Origin of the sequence: Micromonospora sp. A200 (genome assembly GCF_029893845.1) — a bacterium.
Lineage (GTDB): Bacteria > Actinomycetota > Actinomycetes > Mycobacteriales > Micromonosporaceae > Micromonospora > Micromonospora purpureochromogenes.
Genome location: NZ_JARXXY010000006.1, coordinates 162,272 through 179,677, shown reverse-complemented (window position 1 = coordinate 179,677; position 17,406 = coordinate 162,272). Strand labels below are relative to the sequence as shown.

Below are 17,406 nucleotides of genomic sequence, written 5' to 3'. Positions count from 1 at the left end.
GGCTGATGTACGAAGGTGCAATCCAGGACCTGATCGACGAGCTGGGGCGGCTGCCGGGCGTGGGCCCGAAGAGTGCCCAGCGGATCGCGTTCCATGTCCTGTCGGCGGACCCTGCCGACGTCAACCGGTTGGCCGGCGCGTTGCGCAAGGTCAAGGAGCTGGTCCGGTTCTGCACCACCTGCTACAACGTGGCCGAGTCCGACCAGTGCCGGATCTGCCGCGACCCGCGCCGCACCGACGAGGTGCTCTGCGTGGTCGAGGAGCCCAAGGACGTGGTGGCGATCGAGCGGACCGGTGAGTTCCGGGGCCGGTACCACGTGCTCGGCGGGGCGATCAACCCGCTGGAGGGCATCGGGCCGGACAACCTGCGCATCCGCGAGCTGATGACCCGGCTCAGCGGCGGGACGGTGCGGGAGCTGATCCTGGCCACCGACCCGAACACCGAGGGCGAGGCGACGGCGACGTACCTGGCGCTGATGGTCAAGCCGATGGGCATCTCGGTCACTCGGCTGGCCAGCGGCCTGCCGGTCGGCGGCGACCTGGAGTACGCCGACGAGATCACCCTCGGCCGCGCCTTCGAGGGCCGCCGCGCCGTCTGAGCCGTTGTACGCACGACCGAGCCGTATCCGATGGGTCCACGCGAACAGGCGTGGACCCATCGGCGTTCTCCTCGTTGACCATGAGGTTGGCGGCGGCGTTGATCTGCCCCACCACTGCCAACCTCATGATCAACGGCGGACATGCCGCTGGCCGGCACCCCGGGTTCGGGGTGCCGGCCAGCGTTGATCGTTCAGGTGGGTCAGTTGTTCCAGTGCTTGGCGACGAGGTCGGCGGCCTGCTTCTCCCACTGGGCGTAGTGGTCCGGGTAGGCCGAGACCTGCACGGTCTGCGCGGCCTTGGTCAGCGGCATGTCCTTCCAACCGTCGACCTGCTTGAGGCCCTTGAGGAACGCCATCGTCGAGTACTCGGGGTCGGTGATCTGCTCAACCGTGCCCCAACCGCTGGACGGGCGCTGCTGGAACAGGCCCTGCGAGTCGTGGTCGTTACGGTCACCCAGGTGACCCAGGTTCTCCAGCTTCGACTCCTGCAGCGCGGTCGCGATCGCGACCACGGCGGCCCGCTCGTCCATACCCGACTTCTTCGTCGCGGCGATGATCGCCTTCACGTTCTTCGTCTGCTCGTCGCCCAGGTCGATGTGCGACTGCTTGCCCTGCACACCGTGCGGGATCAGCTTGCCCTTGTCCACACCCGGCTTGTCCGCCTGCACCACGGCGACGGCCTTGGCGTCCACGGCCGGGTTGGCGTGGGCTTCGGTGACGGGGCCGGCGAAGATGCCACCGGCGAAAGCCAGACCAGCAATACCCAGAACGCTCTTGCGCAGAATGGTGGTGTTCATGGGGGAAGCTCCTTCAGGGGGTTGACGCCGCCGGTCGACCGGGGGATCGACGTGACAGGCGGCGTAAGCACCACGAGCAGGCGCTCACATACAAGGGGAAAGTCTTCGCCCCGGCAGGCTTCGCAAGCGGGGGCTCACGGCGCCGGGTCCATGTGTAACGACCGGCCGCCCACCATCATTCCGGGGGCCCGCATCCCGGGCGGCCCAGGTGATCGGGCCAGGCCAGCGGGCTTGCTGCTGCGGTCGTACAGAGGATGTAACGACCCCGGGCCGGCCGCCATTCCGGGGTGGGGGTGCCGACGGTCACGGGACCGCGGACCCGATCCGGGCATGAACCGGACATCGCGCCGGGTGGCCACCGGGCCGAAGCGGACAGCCCCCGCAGGCCACCCCGGCCCGGACCATCGACCCGTCCCGTCCCGGATCAGTGGTTGTCACCGCACGACGACACGGCCCGGACCGGCCCGGGCTGGCCGGCCTGGAGGCCGACCACGGGGACAACTCCCCGGCCTCGATCGACACCGTTTCGCCGAGCTGGCGGTCTCCACGCCGATCCGATATCGCCACGACGACGGCATCGGCTGACGCCCACCACCGCCGACGACCCGGGACGCCGACCACCCGGACGTCGACGGATGAGGACCGTTTTGCTGCGGCGGCGGGCCGATCCGTCCGCCTGGCGGCAGGCGGGGACGGGTGTCCGCGTACCCGAAGAGGAGCCGGCGGCGGCGGGCCGTGGTCCGGAGGGTGGTTTGCGGGGTTTTGGTGGTTATTGACCGGCGGCGCGGGAACGGTCTCGACCGGGGTGCCGGGTGTGACAGTCCCGTTTGTCGACGGATCCGGGGCTGTCAGACCCGGCGGCTTGGTGTCGGCTTGATAGCGATTGCCTAACGGCCGTTCCGCTGCGGGTGAGTCCTGTCATAGCCTCCCGCTCACGGACCGGCCATGAAACCGGCGTGGTCACGCGGATGACAGAGGTGAGAGATGCAGGCGAGAAGGCTTAGAACGGCCGTGACCCTCGCGGCCGTTGCAGCCCTGGCGGTCGGCGCGGCCGGCTGTGCGGAAAGCGACCGCAGCGACGACAGCGGCGAGGCCAAGACGGGCGGCACCTTCATCTTCGCGGGTGCCGGTGACCCCAAGAACTTCGATCCGATCTTCAACGACGACGGTGAGTCGTTCCGGCCGATCCGGCAGATGTACGACACCCTCATCCAGCACAAGCCGGGCACGGCCGAGCTTCAGGGCGGCCTGGCGGAGAGCTGGGAGCACGACCCTGAGGGCAAGGTCTGGACCTTCAAGCTGCGCCAGGGCGTGAAGTTCCACGACGGCACCCCCTTCAACGCCACGGCGGTCTGCTTCAACTTCGACCGCTGGTACAACATGAAGGGCGCCGCCGCCCAGTCGCAGATGATCTACTACATGGACGTCTTCGGCGGCTTCGCGAAGAACGAGAACCCCGACGCCGGCAAGCCGGTCTACAACAAGTGCGAGGCCAAGGACGACGGCACCGCCGTCATCACCCTCAACCAGTACAAGGGTGCGTTCCCCGGCGCCTTCGCGCTGACCGCGCTCTCGATCGCCAGCCCGGAGGCCCTGAAGAAGGGCGACGCCGACACGGTCAAGCAGAACGGCGACTCCTTCGAGTACAGCTCGTTCGCCACCAGCGGCCCCGTCGGCACCGGTCCGTTCACGTTCGGCGGCTGGGACAAGGCCAAGAACGAGATCACCCTGAACCGGAACCCGGACTACTTCGGGGAGAAGGCCAAGGTCGACAAGCTGATCATCAAGATCATCAAGGACGAGAACACCCGCAAGCAGGAGCTGCGCGCGGGCACCGTCCAGGGCATCGACTTCCCGGCCCCGGCCGACCGCAAGGCGCTCGAGGGTGAGGGCTTCCAGGTCGTCGCCCGGCCGGCGTTCAACATCCTCTACCTGGGCATCAACCAGAAGAACCCGAAGCTGAAGGACCTGCGGGTGCGCCAGGCGATCGCCTACGCCCTCAACCGTCAGCAGCTCGTGCAGACCAAGGGCCCGGGTGGCTCGAAGGTCGCCGACCAGTTCATGCCGGACACCGTGCTCGGCTACGCCCCGGACGTGCAGAAGTACGAGTACAACCCGGAGAAGGCCAAGCAGCTGCTCAAGGAGGCCGGCGCCGAGGGTCTGACCCTCAACTTCTACTACCCGCCGGACGTCTCCCGGCCGTACATGCCGAACCCGCAGGAGATCTTCACGATCCTCGCCAACGACCTGCAGGCCGTCGGCATCAAGGTCAACGGCGTGCCGCGTCCGTGGAACGGTGGCTTCAAGGACGACGTGCAGCAGTTCGGCAAGCAGGACCTGCACATCCTGGGCTGGACCGGTGACTACAACGACCCGGGCAACTTCGTCGGCACGTTCTTCGGTCGGGGCAAGGTCGAGTTCGGCGACCAGTCGATGACCGAGATGTTCGACGCCATCGCCAAGGCCGACGGCACCGTCGACGAGGCGGCCAAGAAGGCGGCCTGGGAGCAGGTCAACCGGGACATCGCCAGCAAGTGGCTGCCGGCCGTGCCGGTCTGGCACGCCCCGCCGGCCATCGTCGTCACCAAGGACGTCAAGGGTCTGGTCGCCAGCCCGCTGACCGACGAGCGGTTCAACACGGTCAGCGTCACCAAGTGACGTACGTCGGCTGACGCCGTAGGCGCGTATCGGCCCGGGTCGGGGGCTCCACCCCGGCCCGGGCCGATTCCGCGAACATCGAGAGTCTGGTGTGTGAGAGATGTTGCGAGTCATAGTCCGCCGCCTGCTGCAGCTGGTGGTGACCCTGATAGCGCTGTCGGCGCTGATCTTCATCTGGCTGCGGAACCTGCCCGGCGGCCCGGTGGAGGCGCTGCTCGGCGAGCGGGCCACCCCGGAACGCCGCGCCCTGCTGATCAAGGCACTCGGCTACGACCAGCCGATCCTGGTGCAGTACGGCAAGTTCATGCAGCGGGTCCTCACCGGGGACTTCGGCAACTCGATCCGGACCGGTGACCCGGTCAGTGAGGTGATCGGGCGCGCCTTCCCCGCCACCATCGAGCTGGCCCTCGCTGCGATGATCATCGCGGTGGGCCTGGGCATCCCGCTCGGCTACCTCGCCGCCCGCTGGCGCGGTCGCTCCCTCGACAACCTGACGATCGCCGGCACCCTGATCGGCATCTCGATCCCGATCTTCTTCCTGGGCTACCTGCTCAAGGACGTGTTCACCCAGAACATCCACTGGTTTCCGCCGTCCGGGCGGGTCACCACCGGGCTGGACAACACCAACATCACCGGGTTCTACGTCCTCGACGGCCTGCTGACCCGGGAGTTCGACGCCAGCGCCGACGCGCTCTGGCACCTGATCCTGCCGGCGGTCACGCTCGCCACCATCCCGCTGGCGGTGATCGTCCGGATCACCCGGGCCAGCGTGCTCGACGTGCTCAACGAGGACTACGTGCGCACCGCCGAGGCCAAGGGCCTGCGGCACCGGACCATCCGGGGCCGGCACATCCTGCGCAACGCCCTGCTGCCGGTGGTCACCACCATCGGCCTGCAGACCGGCGCGCTGCTCTCCGGCGCGGTGCTCACCGAGAAGGTCTACAACTGGGGCGGACTCGGCACGCTGATCGTCGACTCGATCACCGGTGGCCGGGACTACCCGGTGCTCCAGGCGATCATCCTGCTGGCCGCCCTGGTCTTCGTGGTGGTCAACCTCCTGGTCGACCTCTCCTACGCCTTCATCGACCCGAGGGTGCGTGTCCGATGACCGATCCGACCACCCAGGCCGGCGCCACCGCGCCGGCGCCCCGTACCGGTGACGAGCGCACGGGCGGCGTGAGCGAGCGGAACATCGGCCTGCTCGGCGACCGGAAGAAGGCGCGGCTGGACGAGCTGGCCCGGGCCACCGCCGACAACGGCGGCGTCAGCCTCTTCCGCGACGCGCTGGGGCGGCTCCGGCGCAACCCGGTCGCCATCGTCGGCGCCATCATCGTCGGGCTGTTCATCCTGGTGGCGGTCTTCGCGCCGCTGATCGCGCCGCACGACCCGGCGCAGGAGTTCGACGCGCTCACCAAGAACCTCACCGTGGAGAACATCCCGGGGGCCACCGACGGGCACCCGCTCGGCTCCGACCCGCTGGGTCGCGACTTCCTCTCCCGGCTCATCTACGGCAGCCGACAGACCCTCTTCGTCGGCGTGCTCGCCACCCTGATCGGTCTCTCCCTCGGCGTGCTGCTCGGTGCGATCGCGGGCGCCTTCGGTGGCTGGGTCGACGTCGTCCTGATGCGACTCACCGACGTGATGCTGGCGCTGCCCAGCCTTCTGCTGGCGATCACCCTGGTCGCCATGGCCAGCAAGTCCAGCCAGTGGACGGTCATCTTCGCGGTGGCCATCGTCAGCGTGCCGATCTTCGCCCGGTTGCTGCGTGGCTCGATGCTCGCCCAGCGGGAGAGCGACCACGTGCTCGCCGCGCGGGCGCTCGGCGTCAAGGAGCGCAACATCGTGCTGCGGCACATGCTGCCCAACTCGCTGACCGCGGTGATCGTGCAGGCCACGCTCACCTTCGCGGTGGCGATCCTGGACGCGGCGGCGCTCTCCTTCCTCGGCCTCGGCGACCCGGACATCAACCGCGCCGAGTGGGGCCTGATGCTCGGCGTGGACGGCGTCCACTACTTCGAGGCCCGCCCCGAGCTGGCCTACTACCCGGCGCTCGCGATCATCGTGGTCGCGCTCGGCTTCACCCTGCTGGGCGAGGCGATGCGCGACGCAATCGACCCGAAGAACCGGCGGTGAGGGCGGTGCGGCGGACCAGCACGGCCGGCGTGGGCCGCCGGCTAGCGCGAGGAGTGAGCTTGCGAGCCCCGCAGTCGCGAGCGAAGGACCAGTGCAGTGAGGAAGTGACCCGATGAGCCTGCTCGACGTACGCGACCTGAGCGTGGTGTTCCAGCGGCGGGGCGAGCGGCCGTTCACCGCCGTGGACAAGGTGAGCTTCAGCGTGGAGCCGGGCCAGACGGTCGGCCTGGTCGGCGAGTCCGGCTGCGGCAAGAGCGTCACCAGCCTCGCGATCATGGGGCTGCTGCCCAGGCGGGGCAACAAGGTCAGCGGTGAGGTGCTCTTCGACGGCGCCGACCTGCTCAAGCTCCGCCCGGACGACATGCGGGACCGGCGTGGCCGGGACATCGGCATGATCTTCCAGGACCCGCTCTCCTCGCTGAACCCGGTGATCCCGATCGGTGTGCAGGTGGCCGAGGTGCTGGAGCGGCACCAGGGGATGGATCGCAAGAAGGCGCTGCGGGAGGCTCGGGAACTGCTCGACGCGGTCGGCATCCCGGACCCGGAGCGCCGGCTGAAGGAGTACCCGCACCAGATCTCCGGCGGCATGCGGCAGCGGGCGCTGATCGCCATCGCGCTGGCCTGCAAGCCGCGGCTGCTGATCGCGGACGAGCCGACCACCGCGCTGGACGTGACCATCCAGGCGCAGATCCTCACCCTGCTCAAGCAGTTGGTCGACGAGACCGGCACCGCGCTCATCATGATCACGCACGACCTCGGTGTGGTGGCCGGCCTCTGCGACACGGTGAACGTGCTCTACGGCGGCAAGGTGGTCGAGCGGGCCGCCCGGCACGAGCTGTTCGCCCGGGCCCGGCACCCGTACACCCACGGGCTGCTCAGCTCGGTGCCCCGGCTCGACTCGCCGCGCGGCGAGCGGCTGCACGCCATCCGCGGCTCGGTGGCCGACAACATCCCGTGGGCCGACGGGTGCGCGTTCGCGCCCCGCTGCGACAACGTCGTGGACGCCTGCCTGGAGGGTCCGCCCCCGCTGGAGCCCACCGCCACCGGCGGCGACCTTCGCTGCAACAATCCCGTTTCCGAGGAGGTGGCGGTCCCGTGACCGAGCGGACCGGACCACTGGTCGAACTGCGCGACCTCAAGGTCCACTTCCCGATCAAGAGCGGCCTGCTCTTCGACCGCACCGTCGGGTACGTCTACGCCGTCGACGGCGTCTCGCTCGCCATCCGGGCGGGTGAGACGTACGGGCTGGTCGGCGAGTCGGGCTGCGGCAAGTCGACGCTGGGCCGGGGCCTGCTGCGGCTGGTCGAGCCGACCGACGGCGAGATCCTCTTCGACGGCACCGACGTCCGGCAGCTCAAGGGCGAGAAGATGCGCCTGGCCCGCCACCGGATGCAGATGATCTTCCAGGACCCGCTGTCCAGCCTGGACCCCCGGCAGTCGGTGGAGTCGCTGCTGGTCGAGGGGCTCAAGGCACACGGCCTCGCCAACGACAAGGCGGCGACGAGCCGGCGGCTGCGGGAGACCCTGGAGGCGGTCGGCCTGCCCGCGTCGGCGCTGAGCAAGTACCCGCACGAGTTCTCCGGCGGCCAGCGCCAGCGCATCGGCATCGCCCGGGCCCTGGTGCTCAACCCGGAGCTGATCGTCGCCGACGAGCCGGTGTCGGCGCTCGACGTGTCCATCCAGGCGCAGGTGCTCAACCTGCTCGAGGACCTCCAGAACGAGCGCGGCCTGACGTATCTGATCATCGCGCACGACCTGGCGGTGGTCCGGCACATCGCCGACACGGTGGGCGTGATGTACCTGGGTGGCCTGGTGGAGGAGGCGTCCAGCGACGACCTCTACCGGGAGCCGATGCACCCGTACACCAAGGCGCTGATGTCGGCGGTGCCGGTGCCGGACCCGCTGGTGGAGGACCGCCGCGAGCGGATCCTGCTCGCCGGCGACCTGCCCTCGCCGACCAATCCGCCGTCCGGCTGCCGCTTCCACACCCGGTGCCCGTGGGCGCAGCCGACCCGCTGCGCCGACGAGCGGCCGGCGCTGCGCGAGGTGGTCGGCGGGCACAAGGTCGCCTGCCACTACGCCGAGGAGATCGCGGCCGGCCGGATCCGTCCGCACGAGGTGGAGCCGGAGCTGGTCCGGCCGGACGACGGTGGGGCGCCGGACACCGGTGAGCTGATCCCGACGCCGTGAGCGTGTGCCGAGGCCCCCAACCCCGCGCGGGGTTGGGGGCCTCGGCGTGTCTCAGCCCTCCGGGCGATTGAGCAGGGCGACCGCGACCGCGTGGACGGCGTCCAACCCGGCCGGGTCGGCCAGCGCAGCCTTCCCGCCGGTCACCGCGTACCACTCGTCGGCGTCCTTGTACTGCACGGAGAGGGTGACCTGCCCGTCGGCGTACCGGGTCTTCAGGGTCAGCTCGCCGGTCACCACGCCGACCTCGTCGGTCATCACCCCGCCGGGCCCGGCGACCAGGTCGGCGGTCAGCTCCCGGGGTGACGCGTCCGGGCGGGCGTCGGCGCTCATCCCGGCCCCCGGCACGGCGGCGGGCGCCGCCGGGTGGCCGTCCGCGGTCATTCCGGCGGTGGCGGCCGTCGTGCCGGTGCCGCCACCGCTGCCGGTGGCGGCGGCCGCGTCGTCCCCGCCGGCGTCCGGCATCTGCTCCGGTGCGGGAGTCGCCCCGGCACCGGTCACGGCTTGTTCGCCCATGTGCAACCCTCCAACATGTCGCTGAGGGCGGCCTTCTCGGCACTGGTCACCGTCAGCCGCCAGTGATGCTTGACCGTCACCCAGCTCTCCGCGTACTTGCACCAGTACGACCGGTTCGCCGGTTTCCACTCCGACGGGTCCTGGTCACCCTTTGCCCGGTTGGAGGTCGCGGAAACCGCGATGAGCTGCGGTCGGGTCAGATCGTTGGCGAAGTCCCCGCGCTTGGCGTCGTCCCACTCGTTCGCCCCCGAGCGCCACGCGTTGGCCAGCGGCACCATGTGGTCGACGTCCACGTCGGAGGGATCGGTAAAGGTGCGCCCGTCGTAGACGCTCTCCCAGTGGCCGGCGACCACGTTGCAGCCGGAGAGGCGGATGTCCTCCCCGTCGCGCTTGAGCACGCTGTCCCGGACGTCGCAGTTGGTGCCGGTGTCCCGCCAGTGCGGGAACCGCTCGCGGCTGTAGCCCCGCATCGAGCCCGCCTTCGCGACGGTCAGCTCGGCCAGCTGTTCACCGACGTTGCCGGCGCTGCTCGGCGGCGCCTCCGGCTCGTCGAGCGAAACCTCGCAACCGCCCACGCCGAGGGCGAGCACCGCGGCGAGCGCGACGGCCACCGTCCCACGGGCTCCTGATCTGGTACGCACAGACGACACCTCTCCAGCTTGCGGGCTCCCGGCGATCCCGCACAGTACCCGGGCACGGTTTCGGCGTTTCGTGGAATCTCCCACGCGGCGCGGGCAGATTGGTACCCATGACCGCACCCCCTCACGCGCTCCGGCTCCGCAGCGGCGCGGGTCGGGGCACGTTGCTGGCGGCGATCCTCGCCTCCGGAATGGTCTTCCTGGACAGCACGGTGGTCAACGTGGCACTGCCCCGGCTCGGCGCCGAACTCGAGGCGACCGTGGCGGGTCTGCAATGGACGGTCAACGGCTACCTGTTGACCCTGTCCGCGTTCGTGCTGCTCGGCGGGGCGTTGGGCGACCGCTTCGGCCGGCGGCGCATCTTCCTGCTCGGGGTGGTCTGGTTCGCCGTCACCTCCGTCCTCTGCGGCCTGGCCCAGGACACCGGCTGGCTGGTCGTCGCCCGGTTCCTCCAGGGCGCCGGCGGGGCGCTGCTCACCCCCGGCTCGCTCTCCGTGCTCCAGGCGAGCTTCCACCCCGACGACCGGGGCCGGGCCATCGGGGCCTGGTCCGGGCTGGCCGGCGTGACCACCGCGCTCGGCCCCTTCATCGGTGGCTGGCTGATCGACGCGCTCTCCTGGCGGTGGATCTTCTTCATCAACCTCCCGCTGGCGGTCGCGGTGATCCTGGCCGCGCTGCGCTGGGTGCCGGAGAGCCGTGACGAGGACGTCTCACGCAGCGGGGGGAAGCGGTTCGACGTGACCGGGGCGCTGCTCGGCGCACTCGGCCTGACCGGCGTCACGTACGCGCTGATCGACGCCCCGGCGCGGGGTCCGCGCTCGCTGCCGGTGCTGCTGGCCGCGCTGGTCGGCGTTCTCGGCGCGGCGGCCTTCGTGCTGGTGGAGCGACGCCGGGGGGAGGCGGCGATGCTGCCCACCGGGCTGTTCACCAGCCGCCTCTTCTCGGCGCTCAACCTGTTCACCGTGGTGGTCTACGCGGCGCTCGGCGGCTTCATGTTCTTCTTCGCCGTCTACCTCCAGAACGTCGTCGGGTGGTCGGCGGTCCGCACCGGGCTGGCCAACGTCCCGATCACCGTGCTGCTGCTGGTCGGCTCGGCCCGGGCCGGCGCCCTGTCGGCGCGGATCGGCCCGCGGCTGCCGCTGACCGTCGGCCCGGTGATCGCCGCCGCCGGCCTGCTGCTGCTGCGCCGGGTCGGCCCGGGCGCGTCGTACTGGGTGGACGTGCTGCCCGGGGTGCTCCTCTTCGGGCTGGGGCTGACCCTGGTGGTGGCGCCGTTGACCGCGTCGGTGCTGGCCGCCGTCGCGGACCGGTTCGCCGGGGTGGCGAGCGGCTTCAACAACGCCGCGTCCCGGGTGGGCGGCCTGCTCGCGGTGGCCGCGCTGCCGCTGCTGGTCGGCCTCTCCGGCACCGGGTACGAGCAGCCGGCCGAGCTGACCCACGCGTACCGGGGCGCGCTGGCCTGGTGCGCCGGGCTGCTGCTGGCCGGCGCGGTGACGGCCGGCCTGCTCGTGCACCGGCCGCCCCGAGCGGCCGCGCCGTCGTAATCGGGCCCTCGCTGCCGCCTCGACCCACCGGACCGGTTGCTACGGTCGGCGGATGAACGATCATGACGACCGGCTGCGTTACCGGCTGCTGACCGGGCCGGACGACGCCGACTTCTGCCGCCGGGTCAGCGAGGCGCTGGCCGACGGCTACCGCCTGCACGGCTCCCCGGCCATCACCTTCGACGGCGAGCGGGTGGTCGTCGCCCAGGCGGTGGTGCTCGGCGACGGCTGGTCGGCCGGGGTCACCCCGGTCTGACCGGGCGCGTGCGGCAGGGCCCGGCCGGAGCCGGACCCTGCCGTGGCACCTCAGTCGCGGGCGCGGTTGACCGCGCTGGTGACCGCCTTCACCGAGGCGGTGACGATGTTGGCGTCCATCCCGACGCCCCAGACCGTCCGACCGTCGACGTCGCACTCGACGTACGCGGCGGCCTGCGCGTCACCACCGGAGGAGAGCGCGTGCTCGTGGTAGTCGAGCACGCGTACCGCCACGCCGACCGACTGGAGCGCGTTGACGTACGCGTCGATCGGGCCGTTGCCGACCGCGGCGAGCGCGCGGCGTTCCCCGCCGAGTTCCACCTCGGCCTCGATCTCGACCTTGCCGTCGACGGTGCCGATCGTGTAGACGGAGAGCGTGACGGCGGGGTCGCTCTGGTGGTCGAGCAGGTAGTGCCGGGCGAAGATCTCCCACATGGTGCCCGGGTCGACCTCGCCGCCGTCGTGGTCGGTGACCTGCTGGACCACGCCGGAGAACTCGATCTGGAGCCGGCGCGGCAGGTCGAGCTGGTGCTCGCTCTTCATGATGTACGCGACGCCGCCCTTGCCGGACTGCGAGTTGACCCGGATGACCGCCTCGTAGGTGCGGCCCAGGTCCTTCGGGTCGATCGGCAGGTACGGCACCGCCCACGGGTGCTGGTCGACCGGCACCCCGGCGGCAGCCGCGTCGGCGGCCAGCGCGTCGAAGCCCTTGTTGATCGCGTCCTGGTGGGAGCCGGAGAAGGCGGTGTAGACCAGGTCGCCCGCGTACGGGTGGCGCTCGTGCACCGGCAGCTGGTTGCAGTACTCGACGGCCCGCTTGACCTCGTCGATGTTCGAGAAGTCGATCATCGGGTCGATGCCCTGGGAGAACAGGTTGAGCCCCAGCGTCACCAGGTCCACGTTGCCGGTGCGCTCGCCGTTGCCGAACAGGCAGCCCTCGATCCGGTCGGCGCCGGCCAGCAGGCCCAGCTCGGCGGCGGCCACCCCGGTGCCCCGGTCGTTGTGCGGGTGCAGGCTCAGCACCAGGCTGTCCCGCCGGGGCAGGTGCCGGTGCATCCACTCGATGGAGTCGGCGTACACGTTCGGCATGGCCATCTCGACGGTGGCCGGCAGGTTGACGATCAGCTTGCGGTCGGGGGTGGGGTCGACCACCTCGATGACCTTCGCGCAGACCTCCAGTGCGTACTCCAGCTCGGTGCCCGTGTACGACTCCGGCGAGTACTCGTAGTGGATCTCGGTGTCCGGGGTGTGGATCTCGGCGTACTTCTGGCACAGCCGTGCGCCCTGGGTGGCGATGTCGGTGATGCCGTCGCGGTCCAGCCCGAAGACCACCCGGCGCTGGAGCGTCGAGGTGGAGTTGTAGAAGTGCACGATCGCCCGGCGCGCGCCGCGCAGCGACTCGAAGGTCCGGTCGATCAGGTGCTCCCGGCACTGGGTGAGCACCTGGATGGTGACGTCCTCCGGGATCAGGTCCTGCTCGATCAGCTGCCGGACGAAGTCGAAGTCGGTCTGGCTGGCCGAGGGGAAGCCGACCTCGATCTCCTTGTAGCCCATCTGCACCAGCAGCTGGAACATCCGGCGCTTGCGCTCCGGGGACATCGGGTCGATCAGGGCCTGGTTGCCGTCGCGCAGGTCGACCGCGCACCAGCGGGGCGCGACGTCGACGTGCCGGGTCGGCCAGGCGCGGTCCGGCAGGTCGATCCGGAACTGCTGCTGGTACGGCTGGTAGCGGTGGAACGGCATCCGGCTGGGGCGCTGCCGGGCGATCGGATCGGTCTCGGCGTCAGTGGCGGGTTGAGCCATGGCGGAGTGCTCCCGTGGGTCATGTCGGGCGTCAGCAATCGGAAGGTGTCGGCGGGTGCCGGGCGACGATGCCCGGGCGGTGCCGAGGGGAAGTTCGGATGTGCTGGACGGCGCGGTTCGACTCCGCGACGAGGTGCCGGCCGGTCAGGCCTCGTCGCGGCGACCAAGGAGGAGGTACGCCTGCCACATGACAGGGTCACCCTACGTGGTGAGACGGGGGGTGGGAAGGCAGGTCCGGACTATGGGATCGGAGTCACGGCCCTCTCCGCCGGCTCCGAAGCGGTCTCGCCGAGGCGCGGCGTCCGCTCAGCCCAGGCGACCACAGGTACCACGGCCAACCCGATGATCACGAAGAGCGCCGCCGTCGGGTACCAGCCCCAACCGCCGGTGGCGACGCCGAGCGCGGTCAGGCCGGCCGGCGCGATCAGGTACTGCAACTGCGTGCCGAGCCGGAACGCCCCGACGTACGCGCCGCGCTGGGCGGCCGGCGGCAGGGTGGCGGTCAGCCCCCAGGTGCCCGCCGACTCGATCAACTCGGCCACGATGAGCAGCGTCGCGGCGGCCACCAGCACCACCACCGTGAGCCCGCCGCGGGTCACCCCGGAGAGCGGCAGGACCAGGCAGAAACCGGCGATCAGCAGGGCACCCCGGCGGGACGCCCGGGCCGCGCCGGAGGTGGTGTCGGCGCCCCGGCTGGCCCGCACCTGGAGCAGCACGATCAGGATCGTGTTCAGCAGCACCAGCCCGGCGATCACCGTCTTCGGGGCGTCGGTGTGGCTCAGGATCCACAACGGCATCACCGTCAGGTAGAGCGTCTGGTGCGCGGTGAGCAGGCCGGAGAGCAGGGACACCGCCATGAAGGGGCGGTCCCGGAGCACGGCCAGCCGGCTCATCGGCTCCGCCGGCCGGGCCACCTCGGGCAGCCGGGGAAGCCGGCGGACGAAGACCGCCGTGACCAGGAACACCGCCGCGATGAACCAGACCATCCCCCGGTACGCCGCCATCGTGTCCACCGCGAGCACCACGCCGCTGATCACCGCCCCGAGCCCGAATCCGACGTTCAGCGACGAGCGCTGGTACGCCATCGCGGTGACCCGCTCGGCCGGGGGCAGCGCGTTGATCGAGTAGACCTGCCGGGCCACCCCGGTGGCGGCGTCCACCGCGGCCAGCGCCACCACCACCGCGAGGAATCCGGCGAAACCGCCCACGAACGGGTACGCCGCGAAGAGCGCCGCGTCGAGCACCAGGCCGGCCAGCCAGACCCGCTGTGGGCCGTACCGGTCGGTGAGCCCGCCGAGCGGCACGGTGCCGAGCAGCGACACTCCGGCCGCGATGGACAGGCCGAGCCCGACCTGGGTGGCGCTGAGCCCGAGCGCGCGGGTGAAGAAGACCGCGCTGCCGGCCTGGAAGAGGCCGTTGCCGACGGCGTAGACCATCGCCTGCACGGCGAGGGCGCGGGTCAGGCCGGCGGGTGGCACGACGTGTCGGACGGCGGTACGGATGGTGTCGCTGGTCCCCATGGCCGTCGAGCAAACCGTGCCCCCCACCGACGGGTCGAGCCTTTTAGGCTGGGCCGAATTCTCGACGGGGGTGGAGGATGTCGCAGCTGCGGTTCGAGACGGCGGACGTCGCCGGGGTGCGGTTCGGCGTTTCTCCGGTGTGGGAGACGGTCTCCAGCCTGTGGGTGTTGCGGGACCCGATCCGCAACGCCCTGCACCTGCCCTGGATCGACCGGGCCCGGACGTTCGTCGCACGCCCGGAGGTGGCCGTCGCGGTGGGCCCCCTGCGGGAGCTGACCCGCCCGCGCGCCTGGCTGCCCGACTTCCTCACGCCACCCCCGTCCGGCCCGGACGTCGGGTTCGAGGAGAGCCTCGAGCAGGTCAGGGCGACGCCGCCGGCGGTGGTGGTGCGGGACTTGCTGGCCACCACCCCGAAACGGCCGCTCGGTCCGTTCGGCCAGGCACTGCGTACCGACCCGAAGGCCATGTTGCCGGCACTGGTCACCGCGCTGCGGGTCTGGCACGACGTGGCCATCGCCCCGGACTGGCCGAGGATGCGGGCGCTGCTGGAGGCGGACATCGCGCACCGGGGCAGCCAACTCGCCGAGGGCGGTGCCGGGCTGGCCCTCGCCGGGCTGCACCCCACCGTGCGCTGGGCCGGTGACCGGGTGGTCAGCGACGACCCGTGGCGGCTCGACTTCCACCTGGGCGGTCGCGGTATCGCGTTGAACCCGGGGGTCTTCACGCCCCAGCGGGTGCTGTGGAACCTGCTGGAGGACTCGCCGCCCGGCGGGACGTACCCGGTGCGGGCGGTGGCCACCCTCTGGGAGGCGGCCCCGGCGCCGCCCGGCGACCCGCTGGCCCGGGTGATCGGGTCGGGCCGGGCGGCGTTGCTCCAGCTGCTCGACAGCGCGGCCACCACCAGCGACCTGGCCCGGCGGACCGGGATGTCGGCGGGAAACGTCTCCCAGCACCTGGCCGCGCTGCACGCCGCCGGGCTGGTCTCCCGGGTCCGGCAGGGGCGGCACGTGCGCTACCGGGGAACCGACGTGGCGGCGGTGCTGCTGCGGGCCAGCCGGGGAGAGTGACCGCCCGACGACGGTTCTTCCTCCGGCCGGCCAGCGGGTGGCGCCGGATGGCTCAGCGCAGCAGCAGGGCGTGCACCGGGTGTCGGCGGCGCAATGCGGTCTCTCGCCGGCGCAGCTCCTCGGGCAGGTCGAGCGGGTCGCCGAGTCGGCCCACCGCCACCACCACCAGCGGGCGTACAGCGGGCGGCAGGTCGAGGTCGGCGCAGAGCGCGGCGCGGTCGAAGCGGGTGAGTTGGTGCACGTACAGGCCGAGCGCGGTGGCCTGCACGGTGAGGTGGGCCATCGCCTGCCCCAGGTCGTACGCGGCCCGCTCCGGGTCGGTGCCGGCGTGCGCGCCCACCACCAGGGCGGCGGCGTGCCGGGCCCAGCGCTGGTCGGGTTCCGGGAGGCTGACCAGGGTCCGCTTCCAGGTCTCGTCGTCGCGGTGGCCGAGGGCGAACCGCCAGGGCTGGGCGTTGCCTGTCGAGGGGGCCCAGCGGGCGGCCTCCAGCAGCGAGGACGCCTCCTCCCCGGTCAGCTCGGCGGCCGGGTCGAAGGCCCGGGGACTCCAGCGGAAGGCGAGCAGTGGGGTGAGGTCGACCATGCGAAGAGCGTCCCGTATGGGTGATTCGCCCGGTGGGGCGGGTGGGGGCAAATGTGGTCAATCGCACCCGTAACGCCACGCCGGTCAGGACGTTCCCGCGCCCGTGCTGTCGCTCGGCTCGGGTGCCGCCACGCCCAGCGGCTCGGCGTTCACCACCGGCCCGGCCAGCGGCGCGGTGGCCGGCCCCGGCCCGGGCGGCCCGGCCAGGGTGAGCGTGCCGAGGGCGGCGCGGACGTAGGTGGGCGTCCCGTCCGGCTCGTAGCAGTAGATCCCGACATCCAGCGGCGGGTTGAGCGAGGCGGAGGTGGTCTCCACCGCGTAGCAGGTGCCGGCTACGCCGGCCGGCGCGGTGGCGGGGGAGACCGCGAGCGGCGTGCGTCGGTCGGTGAGCACCTCCAGCCAGTCGGTGAACGGGTGCTGCACCCGGGGGTCCAGCCGGCGCGGCACCGCGTCGTCCCGGTCGCCGAGGCGGACGCAGCTGGCCGCCTCGGGGCGGCCGGCCGACGGCAGGCCGCACTGGAAGAGCCCGTCAGCGGTGCCGGCCAGCGAGACGTCCGCCGTGCCGCCGAGCGCGCCCCCCGGGACGTCGACCCGCCAGGTGCCGTCCGCCGCGCTGGTCACCGTGACGTCCCGGGTCGGCCCGTCGGTGCCGGTGAGCGTGTAGCGGGCGGTCAGGTGGCGGTCCCGCGCCGCCGCCGCCAGCGCGGCCAGCTCGTCCCGGCCCGCGTCCACCTCGGCCGGTGCCGGGTCGGCGGATCCGGCGGTGGGTGGCGGGGCCGGCCGGTCGGCGGTGCAGGCGGTGAGGAGCGCCGGCAGGAGCAGGACCAGGACGCCGGCCGACCGGAACGTCGGGCGCAGATGAGCAGGCACCGGGTCATTCTGCGCCGCCCGCCCGCCGCCCACGGGCCCGTGCCGCCGACGACGGCCGGCGTGTCGGCGGGCGTCGGCGCGACCGCCCTGGGCAGGGCGTCGACCGGGCGCTTCCGCCGGATGGTGGGATCACCCGACCCGTCCTCGCGTACCGCCCGATACCCTGGACAGGTCTGACACGCGCCGCCGGACCTCTGACCGGCGGCGTCGGCACGCTCAGGGTCGTCGCTGGGAGG

Annotated in this window: 16 protein-coding genes; 9 read left to right on the top strand and 7 right to left on the bottom strand. The window is 71.7% G+C overall.

From position 1 onward, the window contains the following. The first annotated feature begins 5 nt into the window (after positions 1–5). Positions 6–599: a recombination mediator RecR gene (gene recR, locus M2302_RS08630; RefSeq protein ID WP_179802253.1), complete on the top strand. Its 594-nt coding sequence runs from the start codon at positions 6–8 to the stop codon at positions 597–599. Between the two features lie 200 nt (positions 600–799). Here recR and M2302_RS08625 read toward each other — a convergent pair whose 3' ends face one another. Further along, positions 800–1,396, bottom strand: coding sequence for a hypothetical protein (locus M2302_RS08625; protein WP_280837383.1), 597 nt, complete (start codon positions 1,394–1,396; stop codon positions 800–802). Positions 1,397–2,380: 984 nt separating this feature from the next. On the opposite strand from M2302_RS08625, the gene M2302_RS08620 reads away from it, so the two are divergent. From M2302_RS08620 to M2302_RS08600, 5 genes are all read left to right on the top strand, one after another. Next, positions 2,381–4,054, top strand: a complete 1,674-nt coding sequence (locus M2302_RS08620) for an ABC transporter substrate-binding protein (RefSeq protein WP_210776036.1) — start codon at positions 2,381–2,383, stop codon at positions 4,052–4,054. 100 nt (positions 4,055–4,154) lie between these two features. Then, the gene (locus M2302_RS08615; RefSeq protein WP_210776037.1) at positions 4,155–5,162 is read left to right on the top strand and encodes an ABC transporter permease; all 1,008 of its coding nucleotides are present in this window, start codon (positions 4,155–4,157) and stop codon (positions 5,160–5,162) included. 83 nt (positions 5,163–5,245) lie between these two features. After that, a complete protein-coding gene (locus M2302_RS08610; RefSeq protein WP_210776076.1) occupies positions 5,246–6,187 on the top strand; it encodes an ABC transporter permease in 942 nt (313 codons plus the stop codon). Between the two features lie 112 nt (positions 6,188–6,299). Continuing rightward, positions 6,300–7,286, top strand: coding sequence for an ABC transporter ATP-binding protein (locus tag M2302_RS08605; RefSeq protein WP_280837381.1), 987 nt, complete (start codon positions 6,300–6,302; stop codon positions 7,284–7,286). Beyond that, positions 7,283–8,377 (top strand): oligopeptide/dipeptide ABC transporter ATP-binding protein, encoded by a 1,095-nt coding sequence (locus tag M2302_RS08600; protein ID WP_280837380.1) that lies wholly within the window; start codon positions 7,283–7,285, stop codon positions 8,375–8,377. Before M2302_RS08605 ends, M2302_RS08600 begins: the two co-directional genes overlap by 4 nt. A 51-nt stretch (positions 8,378–8,428) precedes the next feature. Here M2302_RS08600 and M2302_RS08595 read toward each other — a convergent pair whose 3' ends face one another. Both M2302_RS08595 and M2302_RS08590 read right to left on the bottom strand, forming a co-directional pair. Further along, positions 8,429–8,890, bottom strand: a complete 462-nt coding sequence (locus tag M2302_RS08595; protein WP_280837379.1) for a hypothetical protein — start codon at positions 8,888–8,890, stop codon at positions 8,429–8,431. Further along, the gene (locus tag M2302_RS08590; protein WP_280837378.1) at positions 8,872–9,531 is read right to left on the bottom strand and encodes an HNH endonuclease family protein; all 660 of its coding nucleotides are present in this window, start codon (positions 9,529–9,531) and stop codon (positions 8,872–8,874) included. The genes M2302_RS08595 and M2302_RS08590 overlap by 19 nt, the downstream gene beginning before the upstream one ends. A gap of 107 nt (positions 9,532–9,638) precedes the next feature. Here M2302_RS08590 and M2302_RS08585 point away from each other — a divergent pair, with 107 nt between their 5' ends. Both M2302_RS08585 and M2302_RS08580 read left to right on the top strand, forming a co-directional pair. After that, complete coding sequence (locus M2302_RS08585; RefSeq protein ID WP_280837377.1) at positions 9,639–11,072, top strand: MFS transporter; 1,434 nt, start codon at positions 9,639–9,641, stop codon at positions 11,070–11,072. A gap of 52 nt (positions 11,073–11,124) precedes the next feature. Continuing rightward, positions 11,125–11,328, top strand: a complete 204-nt coding sequence (locus M2302_RS08580) for a DUF1737 domain-containing protein (RefSeq protein WP_280837376.1) — start codon at positions 11,125–11,127, stop codon at positions 11,326–11,328. Between the two features lie 50 nt (positions 11,329–11,378). Here M2302_RS08580 and leuA read toward each other — a convergent pair whose 3' ends face one another. Then, positions 11,379–13,130 carry a 2-isopropylmalate synthase gene (gene leuA, locus M2302_RS08575; RefSeq protein WP_280837375.1) on the bottom strand — a complete coding sequence of 584 codons (1,752 nt, stop codon included), beginning with the start codon at positions 13,128–13,130 and terminating at the stop codon, positions 11,379–11,381. A 239-nt stretch (positions 13,131–13,369) separates the two neighbouring features. Further along, positions 13,370–14,650, bottom strand: a complete 1,281-nt coding sequence (locus M2302_RS08570; RefSeq protein ID WP_280837374.1) for an MFS transporter — start codon at positions 14,648–14,650, stop codon at positions 13,370–13,372. A gap of 77 nt (positions 14,651–14,727) precedes the next feature. Between M2302_RS08570 and M2302_RS08565 the strand changes: the two genes are divergently transcribed. Next, on the top strand, positions 14,728–15,717 hold the full coding sequence (locus tag M2302_RS08565; RefSeq protein WP_280837373.1) for a helix-turn-helix domain-containing protein: 990 nt from the start codon (positions 14,728–14,730) through the stop codon (positions 15,715–15,717). A gap of 52 nt (positions 15,718–15,769) precedes the next feature. Here the strand turns inward: M2302_RS08565 and M2302_RS08560 are convergent, their stop codons facing one another. Next, positions 15,770–16,300, bottom strand: a complete 531-nt coding sequence (locus tag M2302_RS08560) for a nitroreductase family protein (RefSeq protein ID WP_088959871.1) — start codon at positions 16,298–16,300, stop codon at positions 15,770–15,772. 84 nt (positions 16,301–16,384) lie between these two features. Further along, positions 16,385–17,170, bottom strand: coding sequence for a hypothetical protein (locus M2302_RS08555; RefSeq protein ID WP_280837372.1), 786 nt, complete (start codon positions 17,168–17,170; stop codon positions 16,385–16,387). Positions 17,171–17,406 lie beyond the last annotated feature (236 nt).